Annotated in this window: 15 protein-coding genes and 1 pseudogene; 6 read left to right on the plus strand and 10 right to left on the minus strand. The window is 62.1% G+C overall.

Translation table 11 applies throughout. From position 1 onward, the window contains the following. Positions 1 to 32 precede the first annotated feature (32 nt). A complete protein-coding gene (locus tag QN084_RS22905; protein ID WP_166842948.1) occupies positions 33 to 1,208 on the plus strand; it encodes a DUF4062 domain-containing protein in 1,176 nt (391 codons plus the stop codon). Positions 1,209 to 1,314: 106 nt separating this feature from the next. Here QN084_RS22905 and QN084_RS22910 read toward each other — a convergent pair whose 3' ends face one another. Further along, positions 1,315 to 2,481 (minus strand): hypothetical protein, encoded by a 1,167-nt coding sequence (locus tag QN084_RS22910; protein WP_166842947.1) that lies wholly within the window; start codon positions 2,479 to 2,481, stop codon positions 1,315 to 1,317. A 555-nt stretch (positions 2,482 to 3,036) separates the two neighbouring features. Here QN084_RS22910 and QN084_RS22915 point away from each other — a divergent pair. The 3 genes from QN084_RS22915 (at position 3,037) to QN084_RS22925 (ending at position 5,969) form a co-directional block, all read left to right on the plus strand. Next, positions 3,037 to 4,131 carry a tyrosine-type recombinase/integrase gene (locus tag QN084_RS22915; RefSeq protein ID WP_166842946.1) on the plus strand — a complete coding sequence of 365 codons (1,095 nt, stop codon included), beginning with the start codon at positions 3,037 to 3,039 and terminating at the stop codon, positions 4,129 to 4,131. Then, positions 4,128 to 4,466, plus strand: coding sequence for a helix-turn-helix domain-containing protein (locus QN084_RS22920; RefSeq protein ID WP_166842945.1), 339 nt, complete (start codon positions 4,128 to 4,130; stop codon positions 4,464 to 4,466). Before QN084_RS22915 ends, QN084_RS22920 begins: the two co-directional genes overlap by 4 nt. 435 nt (positions 4,467 to 4,901) lie before the next feature. Beyond that, on the plus strand, positions 4,902 to 5,969 hold the full coding sequence (locus QN084_RS22925; protein ID WP_243753404.1) for a site-specific integrase: 1,068 nt from the start codon (positions 4,902 to 4,904) through the stop codon (positions 5,967 to 5,969). 194 nt (positions 5,970 to 6,163) lie between these two features. Here the strand turns inward: QN084_RS22925 and QN084_RS22930 are convergent, their stop codons facing one another. The 9 genes from QN084_RS22930 to QN084_RS22970 form a co-directional block, all read right to left on the minus strand. Then, the gene (locus QN084_RS22930; RefSeq protein ID WP_142940118.1) at positions 6,164 to 6,730 is read right to left on the minus strand and encodes a recombinase family protein; all 567 of its coding nucleotides are present in this window, start codon (positions 6,728 to 6,730) and stop codon (positions 6,164 to 6,166) included. Between the two features lie 225 nt (positions 6,731 to 6,955). Then, a complete protein-coding gene (locus tag QN084_RS22935) occupies positions 6,956 to 7,228 on the minus strand; it encodes a hypothetical protein (RefSeq protein ID WP_166842944.1) in 273 nt (90 codons plus the stop codon). Between the two features lie 69 nt (positions 7,229 to 7,297). Then, entirely contained in the window at positions 7,298 to 8,323 is a 1,026-nt protein-coding gene (locus QN084_RS22940; RefSeq protein ID WP_028271809.1) for an ATP-dependent 6-phosphofructokinase, read from the minus strand. A gap of 354 nt (positions 8,324 to 8,677) precedes the next feature. Continuing rightward, on the minus strand, positions 8,678 to 9,700 hold the full coding sequence (gene galE, locus QN084_RS22945; RefSeq protein WP_166842942.1) for a UDP-glucose 4-epimerase GalE: 1,023 nt from the start codon (positions 9,698 to 9,700) through the stop codon (positions 8,678 to 8,680). Beyond that, positions 9,697 to 10,674 carry an aldose 1-epimerase family protein gene (locus tag QN084_RS22950; RefSeq protein ID WP_347877681.1) on the minus strand — a complete coding sequence of 326 codons (978 nt, stop codon included), beginning with the start codon at positions 10,672 to 10,674 and terminating at the stop codon, positions 9,697 to 9,699. The genes galE and QN084_RS22950 overlap by 4 nt, the downstream gene beginning before the upstream one ends. Beyond that, the gene (locus QN084_RS22955) at positions 10,671 to 13,802 is read right to left on the minus strand and encodes a glycoside hydrolase family 2 TIM barrel-domain containing protein (RefSeq protein ID WP_166842941.1); all 3,132 of its coding nucleotides are present in this window, start codon (positions 13,800 to 13,802) and stop codon (positions 10,671 to 10,673) included. Before QN084_RS22955 ends, QN084_RS22950 begins: the two co-directional genes overlap by 4 nt. After that, complete coding sequence (locus QN084_RS22960) at positions 13,799 to 14,704, minus strand: carbohydrate ABC transporter permease (RefSeq protein ID WP_166842940.1); 906 nt, start codon at positions 14,702 to 14,704, stop codon at positions 13,799 to 13,801. Before QN084_RS22960 ends, QN084_RS22955 begins: the two co-directional genes overlap by 4 nt. Further along, the gene (locus tag QN084_RS22965) at positions 14,701 to 15,660 is read right to left on the minus strand and encodes a carbohydrate ABC transporter permease (protein WP_028271804.1); all 960 of its coding nucleotides are present in this window, start codon (positions 15,658 to 15,660) and stop codon (positions 14,701 to 14,703) included. The genes QN084_RS22960 and QN084_RS22965 overlap by 4 nt, the downstream gene beginning before the upstream one ends. Then, positions 15,657 to 16,628, minus strand: a complete 972-nt coding sequence (locus QN084_RS22970; RefSeq protein WP_502920613.1) for an ABC transporter substrate-binding protein — start codon at positions 16,626 to 16,628, stop codon at positions 15,657 to 15,659. Before QN084_RS22970 ends, QN084_RS22965 begins: the two co-directional genes overlap by 4 nt. Here QN084_RS22970 and QN084_RS22975 point away from each other — a divergent pair. Together QN084_RS22975 and QN084_RS22980 are read left to right on the plus strand one after the other, a co-directional pair. Then, a complete protein-coding gene (locus tag QN084_RS22975) occupies positions 16,605 to 17,369 on the plus strand; it encodes an IS6-like element IS6100 family transposase (protein ID WP_001389365.1) in 765 nt (254 codons plus the stop codon). The two genes, QN084_RS22970 and QN084_RS22975, sit on opposite strands and share 24 nt — an antisense overlap. A gap of 54 nt (positions 17,370 to 17,423) precedes the next feature. Beyond that, positions 17,424 to 19,787 (plus strand): annotated as a pseudogene (locus QN084_RS22980) (DUF4082 domain-containing protein); the annotation flags it as partial. Positions 19,788 to 19,808 lie beyond the last annotated feature (21 nt).

A 19,808-nucleotide genomic window follows, 5' to 3' on the forward strand; every position in this document is an offset into this window, starting at 1 on the left:
CCTGCGAAGCTCAGCTGGATACAATCAGCCCTATGGTTGTAGAGAAGCGCGAACAGGTTTTCATCAGCTCCACATTCAAGGACTTAGTCGAGGAACGCCGCGCTGTGCTTCAAACACTTCTTGAGGCTGACTGCATTCCTGCCGGAATGGAGTTATTCCCAGCCTCCGATGATGAGAAATTTGACCTCATCAAGCGGGTTATCGACCTCTGCGACTACTACGTGGTCATCGTCGGCGGACGTTACGGAAGCGTTGATGCCCAAGAGCAGCTTTCGTATACCGAGATGGAATTCGATTACGCCGTGAAAACAAAGAAACCAGTACTCGGGTTTCTTCACGGCGACCCTGGAAAGATTCCAGGTGAGAAACTCGACCTGAATGCCGGCCATAGGAAGAAGCTGGACGCGTTCAGGGCCAAAATCGAACAGAAAATGGTGAAGTATTGGCACCAGCCACGCGATCTTCCCGGCCAAGTTGCCCTGGCGATCATGCAGATCCGCAAGACACATCCGGCCGAAGGGTGGATTCGGGCTGGTCAGGCAATGACCCCGGAAGTTAAGGCCGAACTTGCAGAACTGCGAGCAAGAGTCCGTGAGCTCACTTCCGAACTGGAAGCTGACAAGAAGCACCAAGGCAACGTTATTGATCCTTCCGAACTAGTCCAAGGGGAAGAACAAGCAGAAATAACTTGCCACTTGGACCTCCACTGGCAGGACACCATCGACAGCGGCAAGGCCTACACGTCCAACATGACAACGGCTGCTTGGACAGTTTTCCCCACGTGGAACGAAGTATTTACGCACTTAGGACCCGAGCTGATGGACGAGGCAACGGAGGACCTGATGAAAGAGAGCCTGTCTACGCTTTGCCTTAAGCTCGCGCGTGAAGAGCTCCTCAAAACTGAGGACAAAGATTCTGAGGGCGCAGAAGAACCCGAAGAAAGTGACGATGATGACCGCGCCGTAGGACGTATTTACGAAGCAGAAATAACCCTCGATAGCTTCAACGACGTCAAGGTGCATCTGAATGCGCTGCGCCTCATTGAAAAGGGCAGCAAGCGCCGGCTAGGGAGTGACACCAGCACATATTGGAAACTCACCGACCGTGGCCACGACCAGCTACTCATGCTTCGTGCCAAGCGCCGCTCAACGCTGACGGAAATCGAAACATCGGCGGGGACCGAAGAACTGGAACAGGTCCCTGTTTGAGGTCTCTTGCCCTCGTTGGGCGCGTTTCGGCACTAACGGCATGAATCTATCTTCTTCTCGCCATTCATGTTCCCGTCACAGGGAGGGATAGAGTCCATCGTCCCGGTTACCGCTGATAGCCGGGGCGGTGGTCTCTTTGCTGTTTCGGGGCCGCTGGATCGATGCCGCGGCTCTCTGCCTCGGCCGCACGTTGCTGGCGCAGCTGCTCCAACGCTGCTTTGACCTTCTGAGAGCCTTCGGGTTTCATAATGGTCTGCGCCGCCTGGTCGATGGCCTCTTCCGTGCGCGGTTTCGCTGGCGCGCCGGGTTGGCGTGACTGTCTTAGGTAGGCGTTCGCGGCCGCGACAAGACGCCGGGGTTCGTTGGTGGCCACGGCCAACGTCACCTCCTGCTCAACGTTCTTCCCAGCGGCTCCGGCGATGCGCCGTATCCGTGCCAGAGCTTCGCTTTCGGAGCCGTCAAACACTACACTGGTGGTAGAAGCAACAGCGGGCCCTCTGCCCCGGCTAAGGCCGGATTCATGGGAGACAGTCTGCTGGACCCCCGGACTTGGCTGCGGCAGATGGGGGTTGCTTCGTTTAACGGACACATCGGCTCCGTCCACGTGCAGCACCGTGGAGATACCCTGCAAGGGTTCGAACCATTGCTTGTCTCCGACGGCCAGGTTCCGTCTGAAAGCCCACACACTCAGGTCAGCGGCCCACAGCAATGGTTCCCTGCCTGGGGATGTGTGGTGGACATTGACGTTACGATCGATACTTCCCGCGGACCGCAGCTGCTTGATCACGTGCGCGTCATCAGCGTCCCCGCGAGGGTGGACCCTCGCGTTTCGTGACTCAACCACCAAGAGCCTTACGGCGTTCGGGCCTGAACCGCGGGTGAGTTCCTTGGTCAAAGCACCCAGGCATTCATGTCGCGCGGTTTTCATGGTCGGATCGTCTTTGCGGATCTGCGTCTGCACCGTGACGATGTTGTACTCCGCGGCGTCGGCAATGTAGTCGATCATCTCTTTAATGACGCGCTTGCCTGCCTCGCTGCGGTAGGCCTCTGTGGTGTGCCAGTAGGTGCTTCCAGGGATGTCCATCAGGACGTCCCGGACAAGGGCTCCCTGGTCGCGGCCGACGATGACGGCCGACATTGAATAGAAGGGCCGTTCATCGGAGTGCAGCGGTTCCCGGTAGGACTCATCGATGTACGCCACAGGCCCCGTCGTGGTCCGATACAACTCTGCCAAGGCTTTGTCCGTGAGGCCAAAGCCATGCATTCCCCCCATGCCCCTGCCTTCTTCGTCGGAAGCCTACAGCCTACCGGGCGGCCCGGCCCCAGCCTTGGCGGTCCCTCGCCGGAAACCTCTAACCAACTCAAATGTGTCGCGCTGAACAGCGGAAGCAGCTCTCAAATGTGCCACAGGCTGTGGCACATTTACGGCACTTGGGGATGCCGGTGGAACGACGAGCACACGGTGGGGGAGAGTCCGGTGCCGAACCACCGAGAGAACCAGCCGCAGGTGGTCTACACGAGCAGGGGGCTTTAGCGTTCGAGTCGCCTCAGGCCGATAAGCACCCATATGTCGCGTTTTCCTCTGCGTATCTCATCAGATGAATCAATCCTGGGATATTTGGCTTGGCGCCAGGGGCAGGTCATTTTCCCTGTTTTTTAGCGCCAAGTCAGGGCCATCGGTGTCGATGGCGGCCTTTCCACGTGCTTGCTTGGATGTAGGGCCGGCACTCGTGGCCAGCTCTTAAAGAGCCTCTGACCTGCATGTTTGTATTAATGATGCATTTGATGAATCATTGATTCAAAATTTGAAAGCGATGTTGGAGGCAAAATGAGTGTTGATGGATCGGGCCGTGTTTATCTCGTGGGCTCTTTGCCTTTGCTTCATCCCGAGCAGCAGACGTTCGAGGAGATGCTGAGCGGCTGGCGCAATCAGCAACTGTCACGGAATCTTCAGTTCGGCACGATTGATCAGCGCATTCGGTATGTTCAGCGCTTCATGGAGCACCTCAACGAGTTCCCTTGGCATTGGACTCCGGCCCATGTTGAGGAGTACTTCGGAGACCTGCGCTCGATTCGGAAATTGAGCCACTCAACGCTGCGTGGCCACCAGTCTGCCCTCAGGCAATTCAACTCTTACGTCGCCAACCCCGACTACGGTTGGGACGTTGTTTGCGAGCAAAGGTTTGGGAGCCATCCTGCCCAGGTCTTCTATGAGTGGAACACTGCAACACATGCTCAGGAGTTCGAAGGCCGGCCCAGCAAACGCCCCTTCACCAAGGAAGAGCTGCAAAGACTTTTCGACTACGCGGACGACCAAGTCGAGGCCATTCAAGCCTCCGGTAAGAAGGGCTGGAAAGCTGCCTACCGCGACTCCGTAATGCTCAAGATCGCTTACTCCTATGGGCTGAGGTTCAATGAGCTGCGGCATCTGCAAACCGTGGATTTCGCCATCAACCCGCATATGCGACGATTCGGGAAGGTAGGTATCTGCAAGGTCCGGTTCGGTAAGTCCCGGAAAGGATCGCCGCCGAAGTCCCGCAGTGTGCTGACGGTCTTCGAATGGACGCCGGGCATCCTTGAGGATTGGCTTGCCAACGGCCGCGGAACGCTCCACACTCTGGACCTTTTTCCCAGCGAACGTGGCGGCTTGATTGTCGAATCAACCCTGCTAAGGCGGCTCCGTCGTTATCTGGAAGAATTGGACATGCCTTCGGACGGACTGGACCTGCATTCCCTGCGACGTTCGTACGCCACCCATCTGGCGGAGGATGGATGGCATTCTAGGTTCGTGCAGGATCAAATGGGGCACGAGTATGCGTCCACCACAGGTATCTATCAGTTCGTCAGCGATGACTTTCGAGTTCGGACATTGCAGTCGGCCCTGAACCGCACCGTTGAAGAGGCTCTGGAGACTGGTCGATGAAACGCCAGGTTGAGTACACGTGGCGGCTCGCCGAGTTGATGGCGGCCCGAGGCCTGCATAACACGACAGATCTGATCCCTTTGCTGGCAGAACGCGGAATTGATCTGTCCCGGCCGCAGGTTTACCGCATGGTCAATCAACGACCCGAACGGGTCTCGTTACAGGTTATCGCCGCGATCTGCGACATTTTCTCCTGCGGACCCGAGGACCTGATCACCGTGACCGCAGCAGATGTCCGTGCCCGCAAGACCGGCGCCGTCAATTCGCCGAAGGTTGTGGACCTCAACCGAACCGTTCGCCCTCGCCGGGCGCGCATCATCAACAATGACAAGTGACAATCCAGACGGACTCACCCCGCGCAACATCGTCCGCGGGCGACCACGCACAGAGGGGTCCGTCACCTGTGCCCGATGCGGGCGGGCGTCCGTCGAACGCGGGCGAATTGGCCCGAGGGCCGAATCTGCGGACCCTGTTTCACAACAGCGACACGAACTAGTGGCATCTGCCCCGAGTGTGGTCATCAAAGACTGCTGCCCGGGCCGCCCGCCCCGAGTAGAGGGGCGCCGCGATGCGCCCCGTGCGCTGGAATCCTTCAGGATTTCCGGTGTTGCCGTTGCGGTCACGAGGGCGAGTTCTACCGCAAAGGCATCTGCGCGCGTTGCGCCCTCCGGGAGGATCTCAATGCCCTGGTGATCAGCAGTCAAAATGGTTCTGCAGCCGGACCCCGACTCGTTGGAATTCTTTGCTTGGCGGCCCGTCCGGAAAGCATCATGACGTGGAAACGCTCAGCCAAGGTCATGGCATTGTTGGAGTCTGTCTTCAGTGGTCAGACCCCTCTGACACACGAAGGTCTCGACAGCCATCAGGGCACAGCGGGCCGGGAGGCCAACCACTTACGGGCCATACTCATGCACCACGGTCTTCTGCCGCACCGAGACCTCTACCTGGTTCGTTTCGAGCTCTGGATCCAGAACCAGATCCTCCTACTACCATCAGAAGTCGCGAGACCGGTTGAACAATTCGCCAAATGGCACCATCTCCGACGCATCCGCCCCTTGGAATCGCCGGAACGCAACCTCCAACGTCAAGTGCACTCAGCCAAACAAGAGGTCACCGAGACGATCAAATTCCTCAAATGGCTCTGGCAGACCCACGAACGCACCGCGGCCAGCTGCACACAACAGGACGTAGACACCTGGCAAGCGTCAGGACCCACAACGAGGAAAGCCATCCGGACATTCTTCACATTCGCCAAGAAAACCGGCGCAAACACACAGATCCGCGTTGGCCGCTACGACACCAGCCACCGGCCCTTCATAACACCCCAACAACGCCTCAACTGGTTACGCGAATTACTTGAAGACAACCGTGATTCCCTGCCCTACAGAATCGCCGGAATACTGTTACTTCTCTATGCCCAGCCCCTCACGAGAGTGGCTGCGCTCCGGATAAGCGCCGTCACCGTCAACGACATCACAGGCGCGGTCCGGATAACGTTAGGTAAGCACCCGCTGCCGGTCCCACAGCCATTCGCTGAACTCCTCAAACAACACATACGAAAGCGTCCCAACCTAGGAACAGGCACAGGCGCTCAAAGCCCCTGGCTCTTCCCTGGAGGCCGGGCAGGCCAACACCTAAGCCCCAACACACTCGCCGAGCGTCTTCTCGACCTCGGTCTGGATCTGCGTGGAGCTCGAAACACCGCCTTGGACCAACACGTCATCGCGACACCAGCGCCCTTGATCGCCGACGCACTCGGTTACAGCTACGAAGTCGCCCATCGGCATGCCGAAGCTGCTGGTGACACGTGGTCCCGCTACATCGCCAATCGCGCTTGACCTAGGGCCCGATCGGCCACGCCCACAGGATCGACATATCCACCCCATGATTCCCTGAGCGCGTTGAATGCATGGCACCTGAATCCCGCATGCCACTCAGCCCTTTCCATGGCGTCCAGCGTGGGAATACGCCCACATAAGATACGCAGGGGTGCCAGTAGCCTATTGGCCTAACTGAAGGTGGAGCAGCAGAGTCAGGAAGGTACGGCATGCCGCAGGTATTGATACACCGTTTCCCGGCTGATCCCGTAGTCCTTCGCGAGGATTGATTTAGGTGTTCCGCTAGCCGCCCTTCTTGCCAATTCGTTGGCTTGGTCTTGGGTAAGTGCCTTTCTGCGGCCACGGTAGGCTCCGCGTTGTTTGGCGAGGGCAATGCCTTCCCTTTGGCGTTCCCTGATGAGTGAGCGTTCGAACTCAGCGAAGGCCCCCATGACGGAGAGCATGAGGTTGGCCATGGGGGAGTCCTCACCGGTGAAGAGCAAGTGCTCCTTGACGAACTCTACCTGCACGCCCTTGCCCGTGAGAGCTTTGACGACGAAGCGGAGGTCATCCAGATTCCGTGCCAGCCGGTCCATACTATGCACAACGACGGTGTCTCCCTCGCGGGCGAATCGCAGCAACTCGGCCAGTTCTGGGCGGTTGGTGTCCCTGCCCGAAGCCTTATCGGTGAAGGTTCTGTCGAGGGCTTGCCCATCAAGCTGGCGTTGCTCGTTTTGATCCAAGCTGCTGACTCTCACGTACCCGATCCGCTGACCAGCCATGGTACACACTCCCAAATCAGTGTCAGGTTTGAATCTAGGTGCCGCGCAACATGCTGTCAAGAAGGTTAGGAATGATCCTATTCTGACACTCTGGGCCGTCAGCCTGACGTCAGGTTGGGGTGTGCCCTTCACTGACGAGAAGCCCTCGGAGTTACACCATCCGAATGCGCCGCGGGCGGTTGAAGCTTGAGTGCGCAGATCTAGTTCCCCCCAACACGATCGCCGTCAGATCCAGGTACGGCGGATGTACGTTCCTGGTTGTTGTTCTACGACGCGCCGGCTGTGGGCTCCGTCCTGCATCAGCCACAGTAGAGATCCGTCGGCCATGACAGCTTCGACGCGGCCGCGGTCGGTTACGCTGCCGCGAGTGTGAACTTCGACGTCTTGGCCGGTCAGCACAGTCCAGTCGTCAATAGGCTGCCACGATGCGAAAGAGTGGATGTTTGTTTGGTCTTGATTCGGCGTCATGCTTGTTGGCATCTCGTCCTCGAGCTTCATAGCAGCAGGATGCTGAGCAAATTTGTGACGGGTAGCAAAGCGTTCGGATGATGTTTGTATTTTGAGCGCTTAGCCGAACAGGACGGCTGCTTCGTCGTAGCGGTTTTGTGGGACGGTCTTGAGCTGGCCCAGGGCCTCCTCGAAGGCGACATGTTGGATGTCTGTTCCCTTCAGGGCGACCATGGTGCCCCAGTAGCCTTCGACCACGGAGTCGATGGCGGCCATGCCCAGCCGGGTGGCAAGGACCCGGTCGAAGGCTGAGGGGACGCCGCCGCGCTGGATGTGGCCAAGGATCGTGGCACGGGTTTCGATGCCGGTGCGGGCTTCCAGCTCCGGGACCAGCTGGTCCGCGATGCCGCCAAGCCGGGGGCGGCCGAAGGCGTCCAGGCCCCGTTCAGAATGGGCCTCATCCATATGCTCGGGAACGAAGCCTTCGGCGACGACCACCAGGGGTGCGCGGCCGCGGTGGTGGGCTTCCTTTACCCACTGGGTGATTTGCTCGATGCTGACTTTTTGTTCCGGGATCAGGATGGCGTGGGCGCCTGCGGCCATGCCGGCGTGCAGCGCGATCCAGCCCACGTGGCGGCCCATCACTTCGGCGATCATGCAGCGGTGGTGGGATTCGCCGGTGGTGCGGAGCCTGTCGATGGCCTCCGTGGCGATCTGCACGGCGGTGTCGAAACCGAAGGTGTAGTCCGTAGCGTCCAGGTCGTTGTCAACGGTCTTGGGAACACCGACGATCTTCAGCCCGGCATCCGTAAGGCGCTTGGCGGCCGCCAGCGTGCCCTCACCGCCGATTGCGATGATGGCGTCGATGCCCAGGCGGTCCATGTGGGCTTTGATGACCTCCGGGCCGCCGCCGTTGTCGAAGGGGTTGGTGCGGGACGTGCCAAGGATGGTGCCGCCCTGCTTGGCGATACCGCGGACCATGGTGCGGGGGATGTCGATGATGTCGCCCTCCACCACGCCGCGCCAGCCGTCGAGGAAACCCACGAATTCGTGGCCGTGGATGGCGATGCCCTTGAGTACGGCGCCGCGGATGACCGCGTTCAGTCCGGGGCAGTCACCACCGCTGGTGAGGATTCCAATTTTCATGCGTGATTCCTAGGTTCAGTTGCCATGTTGGAAAGGGGCCATCAGAAAAGCCCAAGACAGGCATGAGGCTGATTTCGCCTATCGCCTTCGTGTACTACCAGGTTGTTCGTTCGTAGCTCATGCCGCAGGGAACATTTGGGTCAAGGCTTACGATGACCGTTCCCGGAGCCGTCCGGGTTACCAGAATTCCCTGCTTCCGATGCCTCGCACAAACAGAGAGTTCTTGGACGGCGGCCTCCAAATGGGATCGCGTGTGTGCGTGGATGGTGATGGAATCGTGTTGCGTGCGTTCATGCTCGTGGAAGTCCGTGCAGGTGGAATTCTCTGTCTGCATTTATCCACTGCTCCTACAGTTCATTCGCGGTGGGATATATAGCCCTGGGAGTTGTTCTTCTGCCAGCGCCAGTGGTCTTCGCACATTTGGTCCACGGTCTTGGTGGTGGACCAGCTGAGGTCGGCCAGCGCGGAGGTGGCATCTGCCCAGAAGGCAGGGAGGTCTCCGGCGCGGCGGCCGGTGAGCTCATAGGGGATGGGCTTGCCCACGGCCTTCTCAAAGGAGCGCAGGACCTCCAGCACGGAGGAACCCTTACCGGAGCCGAGGTTCCAGCGGAACACGCCGGTGGTGTCCGCGATATGGTTCAGGGCCGCGACGTGCCCTTCCGCCAGGTCCACCACGTGGATGTAGTCGCGCAGGCAGGTGCCGTCGGGGGTGTCGTAGTCGCCACCGAAGACCATGAGCTTCTCTCGGCGGCCCACGGCCACCTGGGCGATGAACGGCACCAGGTTGTTGGGGATACCCTGCGGGTCCTCGCCAATCCGTCCGGAGGGGTGTGCACCCACCGGGTTGAAATAGCGCAGCAGGGCTATGTGCCAGCGCGGGTCGGCGGCGCCGAGGTCGGAGAGGATGTCCTCGATCTGTTCCTTGGTGCGCCCGTAGGGGTTGTTGGCCCCGATCTCCATCTTTTCCACATAGGGGATGGGGTTGTGCTCCCCGTAGACGGTGGCCGACGAGCTGAACACGATGGACCGGACGTCATGCCTGTCCATCACACGAATCAGGTTCAGAGTGCCTACAAGGTTGTTGTAGTAGTACTTCAACGGCTTCCGCACGGATTCGCCCACCGCTTTGAGGCCAGCGAAGTGGATGACGGCCTCGATGGCTGCGCCGGCAAAGACCTTGTCGATGGCGGCCTCGTCCACCAGGTTTACCTGATGGAACTCTGCGGTCTTGCCGCTGAGTTCGGCTACGCGGCGCAGCGACTCCTCGCTGGAGTTGACCAGGTTGTCGATGACGACCACGTCGTGGCCGGCTTCCTGCAGGGACAAAACAGTGTGGGAACCGATGTAGCCCGTGCCCCCTGTGACCAGGATTTTCATGAGCGGGTGCGGGTTGGGTTGGCTGGTATCGCTTCGATGTTCCAGCTCGCGGTATGACTCTGCCCCGGGAGGAGGACTATGAGGTCTGTCCTGGTGTTGAAGGCATTAGGCGGACAGGTCATTGGTTCTACTGCCAGGCCGGCTCTGCTGGATTCCGCATCTGGGAGGTCGGCTGTGTGTATCTGCACCCAGGGGCAGTCCCGACCCCATGTCATCGAAGTTCCGGACCCGTCCCATGTAGTCAGGCGTGCGGTTGAGTAACCTTCGTTGTCACGTACGAGATCAGTGAAGGCATGGTCGAGTGTTATGGAACCGATGGGGCGGGGGGCAACAAAGTCGTAGTGTCGGTCCTCTGAAACGTCGCTAACTCCTGTAGGTATCAAAAGGTCCGGGGTGACTTGCTGCACTTTTCGTGCGGGCAGCTCGAGAATCCAGTCGTCGACCCGGCCCTCCCCGGCGACCAAGTATGGGTGCCCGGCGGCCCCGTAAGGTGCTGAGCCGGGGCCGGTGTTGGTGGCTGTAACAGTGGTGTGCAGCCCGGAAAAATCCAGCTGGTAGGACACCTGTACGTCCAGGCGGAAGGGGTAACCGCTCCTCGCTTGAACGACGGTGGACAGAATGACCGAGGACTCGTCCGACTTAACCGGGCACCAGTCTTCCCAGGCCAATAGGCCATGAAGTGCGTGGCCCCGGCTCGGTTCGTTGACACCGAGCTGGTATTCCACACCTTCGAATTCATACCGTCCCGCGATAACCCTGTTAGGCCAAGGCACCAATACTGCCCCTCGGTAGGCGGGGCGGACCTGATGTTCCGAAAAGGGGAGAATCAGGTCCCTGCCGTTGTAGCGCAAGGAGCGTAACGATGCACCGACGCTGGCTATTTCGGCGGTGTAGGGGCCGCAGCGCAGCGTGGTCTGCCTACCTGAGATCGGAACGGTATCGGCGCTCATCCTGGACATCACGAGGCTGGTCATTCGGAGGCCGCCAGGCGGAAGGTGAGCGTCCGCGCCTCCGGCGCCAAGGCGGACTCGGGCCAGACATCAGGGCCACACGAGCGGGTGCCGAGCCCGTGCTGAGCCGCGTCGAGGTATAACCATGAACGCGTGGCCGGAGGCAGCTCATGCGGGTGCCGGGCCGCGGCGAGCTCCTGGGCCGTGTACCGGCTCAGTGTGAATCCCGGCAGGCGGCCCCGCGCGTCCGCGAACGCGTCTACCCGTACCCACGGCTCCGAGCCCCGGAGCAGGTCGAGGGAGCGCATACCCCCGCGGTGACCGGTCTCCTGCGGGCGCGCATACGGCACGGCGAGCTGATCGATCCCGGCTGCGTACCGTCCCACAAGCGCAGCTTCGAGGCTGTCAGGGTAGGACTCGTGCGGTCCCAGCCCGAACCATGACGCCGCGTCCACGTCGGCGGGCAGCCCGAACCGCACACCGACACGGGGCCACACACCGTCCCAATCGGAGGATGGCAGAATGTCCACCCGCAGCCACAAACCTTCGGGGTCAAGAATCCATTGCTCCTCGACGGTGACGGTGCGCACCTGGTCCGCCGCGGCGTACCGGGTGCGTACACGGAGGGCGCGGTCATCAAGCACTTCGACTGCCTCAACACGCCCGTGCAGCCGGTCCAGACCGGCCGCGTGCCAACGCGCTGCCGACGACGGCCCGGGAGCTCCTACGCCCGGGATGCCGTCTGCGTCTGGCACCCAAGGGTCGGTGTCGATGTAGCCGCCCCGGGATTCGCCGCGGTCATTGTCCGTGGGCGCCCGGAACAGCTCAAGCCGGGGCCCATCCACAGGGAGGCCAGCGAGCTTAACGAGCCGTCCTTCATCGAAGACTGCCGGCCCGAGCTCCAGTAGCCCGGCGCCTTCTCCCTGCGGCCAATTTCCGCCCGGGAGCCCGGCTGCGGACGGCAGCGGGCGCTTCGCGGGCGACGCGAGACGGCCCTGTGCTGAGGCGACTTCGTGCCCGGAAGGGGCCCACCCGGCATCCTGAGCGAGGACCGCCTCGACGGTCACCCATACCTCTCCAGTGCATCCCTCGGCGGACACTGGAAGGGGGACGGCGGCCGAGGCGCCAGGGGCGAGTGGACTACCGTCGAGCCCCTCGACGGCGAGCTCACCGGAGGCGACTGGTTCGCCGTTGTCCTCGATCCGCCAGCGAAAGAGCAGGTCTCCCAGATCCGCGCTGTGTCGGAGGTTTGTCACCCGTACACAGGGCTTGCCGCCCGGCTCGAGCCCGTCAAAGGCAAGTCCCACGGGCGCCACGACGGTCTTGAACTCATACAGTCCCGGCGAGGGCATGGAGTCGGAGAGGATGAGGCCGTCGAGCACGAAGTTGCCGTCATGGATTTCCTCGCCGAAGTCGCCGCCGTAGGCGAAGTATTCGGTGCCGTCCGCAGTGCGGGCGGCGATACCGTGGTCGCGCCACTCCCAGACGAACCCGCCGTGCAGCCGCGGGTATTTCGCGACGAGGTCCTCGTACAGCGATATGTTCCCGGGCCCGTTGCCCATTGCGTGGACGTACTCGCACAGAAGGAACGGCTTGGTCCGCTGCCGCGCCCCCTCGGCAGGGGAGCAGCCCAGCAGCGGTGTGGTGTCGCTGTCGCGTCCGATCGTTTCCACCTCGGGCAGTGTCGCGTACATGCGGGAGTACACGTCGGTGTACGCGCCGGCGTAGTCGTTCTCGTAGTGGACTGGTCTGCCCGCATCCCGTGCATGCACCCACGCGGACATAGCGGCGAGATTCTGTCCTGTGCCGGACTCGTTGCCGAGGGACCACATGACGATCGAGGGTCGGTTCTTGTCCCGCTCCACGGTCCGTTCGATCCGGTCAAGGAGCGCCTCGCGCCACATCGGCTCGTCGCTCGGGTTCCGGGCCCAGCCGTGCCGCTCGAACCCGTGCGTTTCGAGGTCGCACTCGAGGATTACCCAGAAGCCCATCTCGTCTGCGAGTTCGAGCAGTCGCGGGTGGGGCGGGTAGTGGCTGGTACGGATTGCGTTGACGTTGGAGCGCTTCATGAGCGCGAGGTCCTCGCGGGCGAAGTCCTCGTCGAAGACGCGGCCGAGCGTGGGGTGGGTCTCGTGGCGATTGACACCGTGGAACACCACTTTGCGTCCGTTGACCAGAAATTGGTCTCCCACGATTTCTACGGTGCGGAAGCCGATCCGCAGTGACACCGTCTCGGCCTTGCTGGCCACGGTCGCATCGTAGAGCCGCGGGGTTTCGGCGGTCCAGGGCTCGACGGCAGAAACAGGTACCGGTGCAACATCACCGGGATTGGCCCACTCGACGTCGATGCCGAGCTCGGGTACGCGGAGGCGAACAGGGTACGACGATGCCGGCGCTTTCACTTCCGGTTCCAGGGTCCCCGCCCCGTCGTTGTAGCCGGTCCGGAGCCACACGTCCTCGATGCCATCGACCGGGCGGGACAAGAGGGTCACCGATCGGAAAATTCCCGGCAGCCACCACTGGTCTTGGTCTTCGAGGTAGCTGGAAGCGGACCATTGATGGACGCGGACTGCGATGGTGTTGGTACCTGTGCTGACGGCGTCGGTGACGTCGAACTCCTGGGCGAGGCGACTTCCGGCGCCCCATCCGATCTCTGTGCCGTTGACCCATACCTTGTACCGGGATTCGACGCCGTCAAAGCGCAGGACGACGCGGCTCTCGCCGCCTGTGTCGTCGGCCTTCCAGCCGTCGGGCAGCTCGAACGTACGGCGATAGTCCCCGGTGGGGTTTTCGTCGGGGACGAACGGCGGGTCGATTGGGAACGGGAACTGCACGTTCGTGTAGATCGGGCGGCCGTACGATCCGTCGCCCTGGAGCACCCAGTGGGAGGGTACGGTCAGCGACTCCCACGAAGAGTCGTCGTACTCCGCAGCGGCCATCGCCTCCGCGGCCTCCCCCGGGGACAGCACCCCACGCCCGCCGGGTGTTCCGGGGACTCCCTTGAGGAGTCGGAATCGCCATTGCCCGTCGAGGGACAGGGACGGGGCGTCGGTGTGAAGCCAGGAACGGGCCGGTTCTCGCCGTCCTTCTCCCGGGCCCGGGTCGGTGACGTAGGCGGTGGAGGCTGTGGCCTCCGCTGGACGGGGGCTCATTTGACGGCTCCTTCTGTGAGGCCTCCACGCCAGAAGCGCTGAAGGACGATCATGGCGATGGCGAGCGGGATGACAGACAGCAGTACGCCGCCGGTGGTCAGCTGGTAGAACTCCGGGAGCCGGTCTGCCTGGCTAAGCCAGTTATTCAGACCTACCGTGATGGGGAACAGCTTCGAGTCGGAGAGCATCACCAGCGGCAGGAAGTAGTTGTTCCAGATGCCCACGAGCTGGAACAAGAACACCGTCACCAGGGCGGGAGTGAGAACCCGCAGCCCCACGGAGTGGAAGATGCGAAGTTCGCCCGCGCCGTCGATTCGCGCAGCCTCCAACAGCGCCGGATCCACTGTTGCCTGCGCATAAACCCGACACAGAAACAGGCCAAACGGCGAGACGAGTGAGGGCAACAGGACGCTCCAGTACGTGTTGGCGATGCCGAGCTGGCTGAAGAACAGAAACAGGGGCAGGGCTGTGGCGGTGCCGGGGACGAGGACGCCTCCGAGGACGAGCCCGAAGATGAGACTGTTGCCCCGGAAGTTGTACTTGGCCAAGGCGTAGCCGCCAGCAGCGGCGAAGTACGTCGCGGCCAATGCGCCAACCCCTGCATACAGAATTGAGTTGAGGAACCAGCGCACAAAGACGCCGTCCCCGTAGGAGAGGACGTTCGCCAGGTTGTCCCATAGGACGAAATTAGGCGCGAACAAGAAACCGTTGGTCGCGAACAGGTCTCCGCTGGTCTTGGTCGCAGCGACCACCACCCAATAGACCGGGACCAGGAAGTAGAGCGCGGCTACGACAAGCAGCCCCGTGACAAGAATCGTTGTGGAGCCCGGGCGTCGGCGCCGCGTCACAGGTGGCTCCCCGGCGACGCTCTGGGGCCGGCTAAGGTTGGGAGTGGCAGTCATGAGGACTTCCTGTTCGTGAACCGGAGGAAGGTGAAGGAGAGGATGAAGGCCGCGAGGGCAATGAGCACGGCCTGGGCTGCGGCGACGTTGTAGTCGTTGTATGCAAAGGCAGTGGTGTAGGCGGAGAGGTTCGGGGTGTATTGGCTGTCGACGGCCGGAGCCACAGTCTGAAGGACTTGCGCCTCGGCGAAAAGTTGAAGCGTGCCGATGATCGAGAACACCGTTGTGAGCACGAGAGCGGGCCGGATAAGCGGCAGCTGAATGGTCCACGCGACACGGAAGGGCCCGGCACCGTCCACGCGCGCAGCTTCATATATCTCGCCGGGGATCGACTTAAGCTGGGCTATGACGATGAGCATGTTGTAGCCCGTGTAGCTCCACGTAACGATGTTGGCGATGGACCACAGCACGGTGTCCGGGCCGAGGAAGTTCACGGTGAGGCCTACGGACGTGGCAGCGTCCACGAGCGGGCTCAGGCCCGGGACGTAGAGAAAAGACCAGAGAATGGTCGCGATGACACCCGGCACGCCGTACGGCATGAAGTAGGCCGCGCGGAAGAACCCGGGCCACTTAGCCGAGGCCGACTCCAGCAGGAGCGCAAGGACTGTACATAGGGCGATCATGACAGGAACCTGGACCACGCCGAAGAGCAGTACGCGGCCGATCGAGGCGAGGAAGCTACCGTCCCCGAGGGCGCGGGCATAGTTCTCGAACCCCGCAAACCCGGAGTGGACGCCCGTCTCGCCGAAGAGGCCACTGCGGGTCACTTTCGTAAAGCTCGAACCGACAGCAGCGATGATCGGGAAGATGAACGTGAGGGCAAAGAGCGCCAGGAAGGGCGCGAGCAGTATCCAGGGTGCACGGGTGACGACGCGGCGCTGCTGCCTTGCCCGTCCGTGCCCCTCCCGCTGGACTGCTGACGGATGTGCTTGTGCGGTATCTGCCGTGGCGCTCATGCCTGCTCCTTCCTAATCGTCAGACCTTTGTTCCTGAAGGCGGTCATGATCTGCTGCTCGGCGGCTGCTACGGTGTCGACTAGGCTCGTGCCCGATGCCTTACGGCGGAACCCGTCGCCCAGGATGTTGAAAGACTGCGTGGTGACGGGCCACCAAGACCAGTCCATGTTCTGCGACTTACTCGCCGGCACGATCACGTCCTGGTTGTAGTTCTGCCCCCCGAAAAAGTCGGAGGGCCTCTCGCGCTTTGCACCGATGATGCCCGGCACGGGCGACCATCCGATGCCACTGTTGGCGATCTCGGCGTCGATGCCGGCCTGCGTGGACGTCATCCAGACAGCGAACTCGAGGGCCTCGCGGGGGTGCTTGCTGTTAGCCAGGACCGCCGCGGTGGAGCCGCCGAGGTAGCTTGAGCCATACCCTCTGGGGTCCCAAATGGGCATGGGCGCCACGCGCCACTTGCCCGCTCCGCCGCTGACGCTCTGCACAAGGGCATCGGCCCAGCTGCCGCTCGTGAGCGACGCGAGCTCCCCCTTCGCAGCCGCCGCGTACCAGCCGGGGGTGAAGGGTCCATAGGCGGTGGTGACGATGCCGTCGTCGATTGCCCGGTCAAAGAAACGCGCGACGTTCAGCGTTGAGTCGTCGGTCATGTTGATGACCCATCCGTCCTCGGCTGGGCGCAGCCAGGAAGCGCCAGCCTGTGCGGCGAAAGAGACGAAGTAGGAGGTGTCCGCGAGAGAAAAGCAGTCGATGTAGGCGTTGGCACCGCGGAGTTCCTTCCCAACGGCTGCCCACTCCTCCCAAGTCACCGGTGCCGCCGCGCCTACCTTGGCCAGGACGTCGGGGCGGTAGAACGTGGCCATCGGCCCCGAGTCCTGGGGGAGGCTCTGTTGCAAAAATCGTGAAGCTTGAGCATGCTTGGCGGAGATTGGACGGACGGAACGATGACGGATTTCAAGTGGCGCCATTTCCAGGGTGATGTGATCCTGTGGGCGGTGCGCTGGTATTGTCGCTATCCGATCAGCTATCGCGACCTTGAGGAAATGCTGGCGGAACGCGGCATTTCGGTCGACCATACGACGATCTATCGCTGGGTCCAGTGCTACGCCCCGGAGATGGAGAAGCGGCTGCGCTGGTTCTGGCGGCGTGGCTTTGATCCGAGCTGGCGCCTGGATGAAACCTACGTCAAGGTGCGGGGCAAGTGGACCTACCTGTACCGGGCAGTCGACAAGCGGGGCGACACGATCGATTTCTACCTGTCGCCGACCCGCAGCGCCAAGGCAGCGAAGCGGTTCCTGGGCAAGGCCCTGCGAGGCCTGAAGCACTGGGAAAAGCCTGCCACGCTCAATACCGACAAAGCGCCGAGCTATGGTGCAGCGATCACCGAATTGAAGCGCGAAGGAAAGCTGGACCGGGAGACGGCCCACCGGCAGGTGAAGTATCTCAATAACGTGATCGAGGCCGATCACGGAAAGCTCAAGATACTGATCAAGCCGGTGCGCGGTTTCAAATCGATCCCCACGGCCTATGCCACGATCAAGGGATTCGAAGTCATGCGAGCCCTGCGCAAAGGACAGGCTCGCCCCTGGTGCCTGCAGCCCGGCATCAGGGGCGAGGTGCGCCTTGTGGAGAGAGCTTTTGGCATTGGGCCCTCGGCGCTGACGGAGGCCATGGGCATGCTCAACCACCATTTCGCAGCAGCCGCCTGATCGGCGCAGAGCGACAGCCTACCTCTGACTGCCGCCAATCTTTGCAACAGAGCCCGGCGGGCAACCTTCTCCCCGGCGAACGCTTTGGCGTTCAGCACTCAGTACACCGCAACGCTCGCCGGAACAGACACCCTCGGTGGTCCGGTGACAGCAGGCGGGACCTGGGCATTCACGACAGGGGCAACAGTGCCGGTTCCGGGATCTTGCCCGTGCAGCCTCTTTGACGACTCCGTCACGCCGGGCATCGCTCAGATTCAGGACGGCGTTCCCTTGACGCTGGGCGTACGGTTCTCCAGCGTTTCCGCCGGTGAAGTAGTCGGTATGCGCTTCTACAAATCGGCAGGAAACACCGGCACCCACAACGGTGCCCTCTACACGGCGGCCGGGCAGCAACTGGCCACGGTGGCGTTCACCAATGAAAGCGCCTCGGGGTGGCAGACAGCGATGTTCAGCCAACCGGTCCAGATGGCTGCGAACACGGACTACATCGTCTCCTACAAGTCACTGACAGGCACCTATTCTGCTACGGCCAATGGATTCGGTTCCGGCATGAGCGTTGGTCCGTTGCGGGCTGCCTCGGATGCGGGCGCCTACACGTACAGCGGCGACTTTCCTGGAGCACGATCAACAGCAAGCTACCTGGTGGATGTCATCGTGATGGTCCCACCACCGGCATTCACCCCGACGGGCCAGTCCCCGCATCCGGGCGCGTCCAGCGTTCCGCTGGACAGCCAGCTCAGTGCGGTACTGTCCGAACCGGCTGAGGCATCCTCCGTCAGTCTGACGGTAAAAGACGCCGACGGTGCAACCGTTCCCGGGTCCACCAGCTACGACACCCAGACACGGAAGGTCACGTTCAGCCCGGCAGCGCCGCTGGCGGCAGGGACGTCGTACACATCCACCGTCACGGCAACCGCCGTGTCCCGGCAACCACTGAGCAACGCTTCCTGGACGTTTGCCACTGTCCCTGCCCCAAGGACGCCCGGGACGTGCCCCTGCACGCTCTACCAGGACTCCGTTACGCCCACCGTCGCGGAGGTCAACGACGGCATGCCCCTGACCCTGGGCGTCCGGTTCGCCAGCGACACCGCAGGCCAAGTCACCGGCGTACGGTTCTACAAGGCCGCCGGCAACACCGGAACGCACACCGGCTCCCTGTACACGGCCGGCGGGCAGCTTCTGGCCACCGTCACCTTCACCAACGAAACCAGTGTTGGCTGGCAGACAGCAACGTTCAGCCAACCGGTCGAGATCACGGCCAACACCGAATACGTCGTGGCGTACAAAGCTCCCGCCGGAACCTACTCCTACACTCCGGCTGGTTTCGGGGACGGATTCGCCAGCGGGCCGCTGCGCACGGCCCCGGATTCCGGCGCGTTCAGCTACAGCGCAGACTTCCCCGGCACGGCCTCGACGGCGAGTTACCTGGTGGACCTGGTCTTCATGGCCGCCGTGCCCCCGCTGACGATAACCGACCGGTCCCCTGCACCGGACGCCACGGGAGTCTCTGTTGATGTCAGACCAGCGCTGACGCTCTCCTCCGCCATCAAGCCGGGTGCCTCGTTCACGCTGGGAGCGAACGGGGCACCTGTTGACGGCAGTGCTGCACTGTCCACCGACGGCCGCACCCTGACGTTCACCCCGGCGGCCGTCCTGCCGGGCACCACCGCCATCTCCGTGAACGTCAGCAACGTCGAATCCCGTCAGGGCCAGACGCTGCCGACCACGACCTGGCAATTCACCACTGCCGACCCTGATGCCGCGCAAACCTCCATGTTCGGGGAACTCCAACCCCAGACAGCAGCTTCCGATGATGCGTCATCGGTTGAACTGGGAACGGCGTTCACGGTCTCCGAAGCCGGCAATGTCACCGGCATCCGGTTCTACAAGGGAACCGGAAACACCGGAACCCATGTTGGCTCCCTGTGGAACGCCGCGGGAACGCGGCTGGCCCAAGTGACCTTCGCGAATGAAACAGCGAACGGCTGGCAAACCGCGATGCTGTCCTCCCCGGTAGCCGTAATTCCGGGGGAAACATACGTTGTTTCATACCTGGCTCCCAACGGCCGCTACGCCTACACGCCTGCGTTCTTCGCCCAAACCTGGGCCAGCGGCGTGTTCACCGCCGCCGGTCCCAACAACGGCCGCTACCTGTACGGTTCCGGCGGTGCTGCCCCAACGAACTCGTGGAACTCCACGAACTACTTCGTCGACGTCCTCTACTCGGCTACGGCACCGGCACAGGCACAGGCGACGCCCGGCCCAACGCCCACGCCTACCCCGACCGCAACGCCGGCCCCATCCGCAACGGCGACAGCGACACCCTCACCCAGTCCGACCGCCACCCCCTCACCCAGCCCCTCGCCGAGCCCCACTCAGTCCGGCGGCCTGCTGTGCGGCCTGCTGGGAACCTGCTGAGGCGTGGAAGGACATTCAGAC

The sequence above is a fragment of the Paenarthrobacter sp. R1 genome, assembly GCF_030264015.1.
Taxonomy (GTDB): domain Bacteria; phylum Actinomycetota; class Actinomycetes; order Actinomycetales; family Micrococcaceae; genus Arthrobacter; species Arthrobacter ureafaciens.

Coding starts and splice junctions, on each gene's coding strand:
- QN084_RS22920 (WP_166842945.1), top strand. CDS start 4,128: ATGAAACGCCAGGTTGAGTACACGTGGCGGCTCGCCGAGTTGATGGCG.
- QN084_RS22930 (WP_142940118.1), bottom strand. CDS start 6,730: ATGGCTGGTCAGCGGATCGGGTACGTGAGAGTCAGCAGCTTGGATCAA.
- QN084_RS22965 (WP_028271804.1), bottom strand. CDS start 15,660: ATGAGCGCCACGGCAGATACCGCACAAGCACATCCGTCAGCAGTCCAG.
- QN084_RS22940 (WP_028271809.1), bottom strand. CDS start 8,323: ATGAAAATTGGAATCCTCACCAGCGGTGGTGACTGCCCCGGACTGAAC.
- QN084_RS22970 (WP_502920613.1), bottom strand. CDS start 16,628: ATGGCGCCACTTGAAATCCGTCATCGTTCCGTCCGTCCAATCTCCGCC.
- QN084_RS22925 (WP_243753404.1), top strand. CDS start 4,902: ATGACGTGGAAACGCTCAGCCAAGGTCATGGCATTGTTGGAGTCTGTC.
- galE (WP_166842942.1), bottom strand. CDS start 9,700: ATGAAAATCCTGGTCACAGGGGGCACGGGCTACATCGGTTCCCACACT.
- QN084_RS22975 (WP_001389365.1), top strand. CDS start 16,605: ATGACGGATTTCAAGTGGCGCCATTTCCAGGGTGATGTGATCCTGTGG.
- QN084_RS22935 (WP_166842944.1), bottom strand. CDS start 7,228: ATGAAGCTCGAGGACGAGATGCCAACAAGCATGACGCCGAATCAAGAC.
- QN084_RS22915 (WP_166842946.1), top strand. CDS start 3,037: ATGAGTGTTGATGGATCGGGCCGTGTTTATCTCGTGGGCTCTTTGCCT.
- QN084_RS22905 (WP_166842948.1), top strand. CDS start 33: ATGGTTGTAGAGAAGCGCGAACAGGTTTTCATCAGCTCCACATTCAAG.
- QN084_RS22955 (WP_166842941.1), bottom strand. CDS start 13,802: ATGAGCCCCCGTCCAGCGGAGGCCACAGCCTCCACCGCCTACGTCACC.
- QN084_RS22950 (WP_347877681.1), bottom strand. CDS start 10,674: ATGACCAGCCTCGTGATGTCCAGGATGAGCGCCGATACCGTTCCGATC.
- QN084_RS22960 (WP_166842940.1), bottom strand. CDS start 14,704: ATGACTGCCACTCCCAACCTTAGCCGGCCCCAGAGCGTCGCCGGGGAG.
- QN084_RS22910 (WP_166842947.1), bottom strand. CDS start 2,481: ATGGGGGGAATGCATGGCTTTGGCCTCACGGACAAAGCCTTGGCAGAG.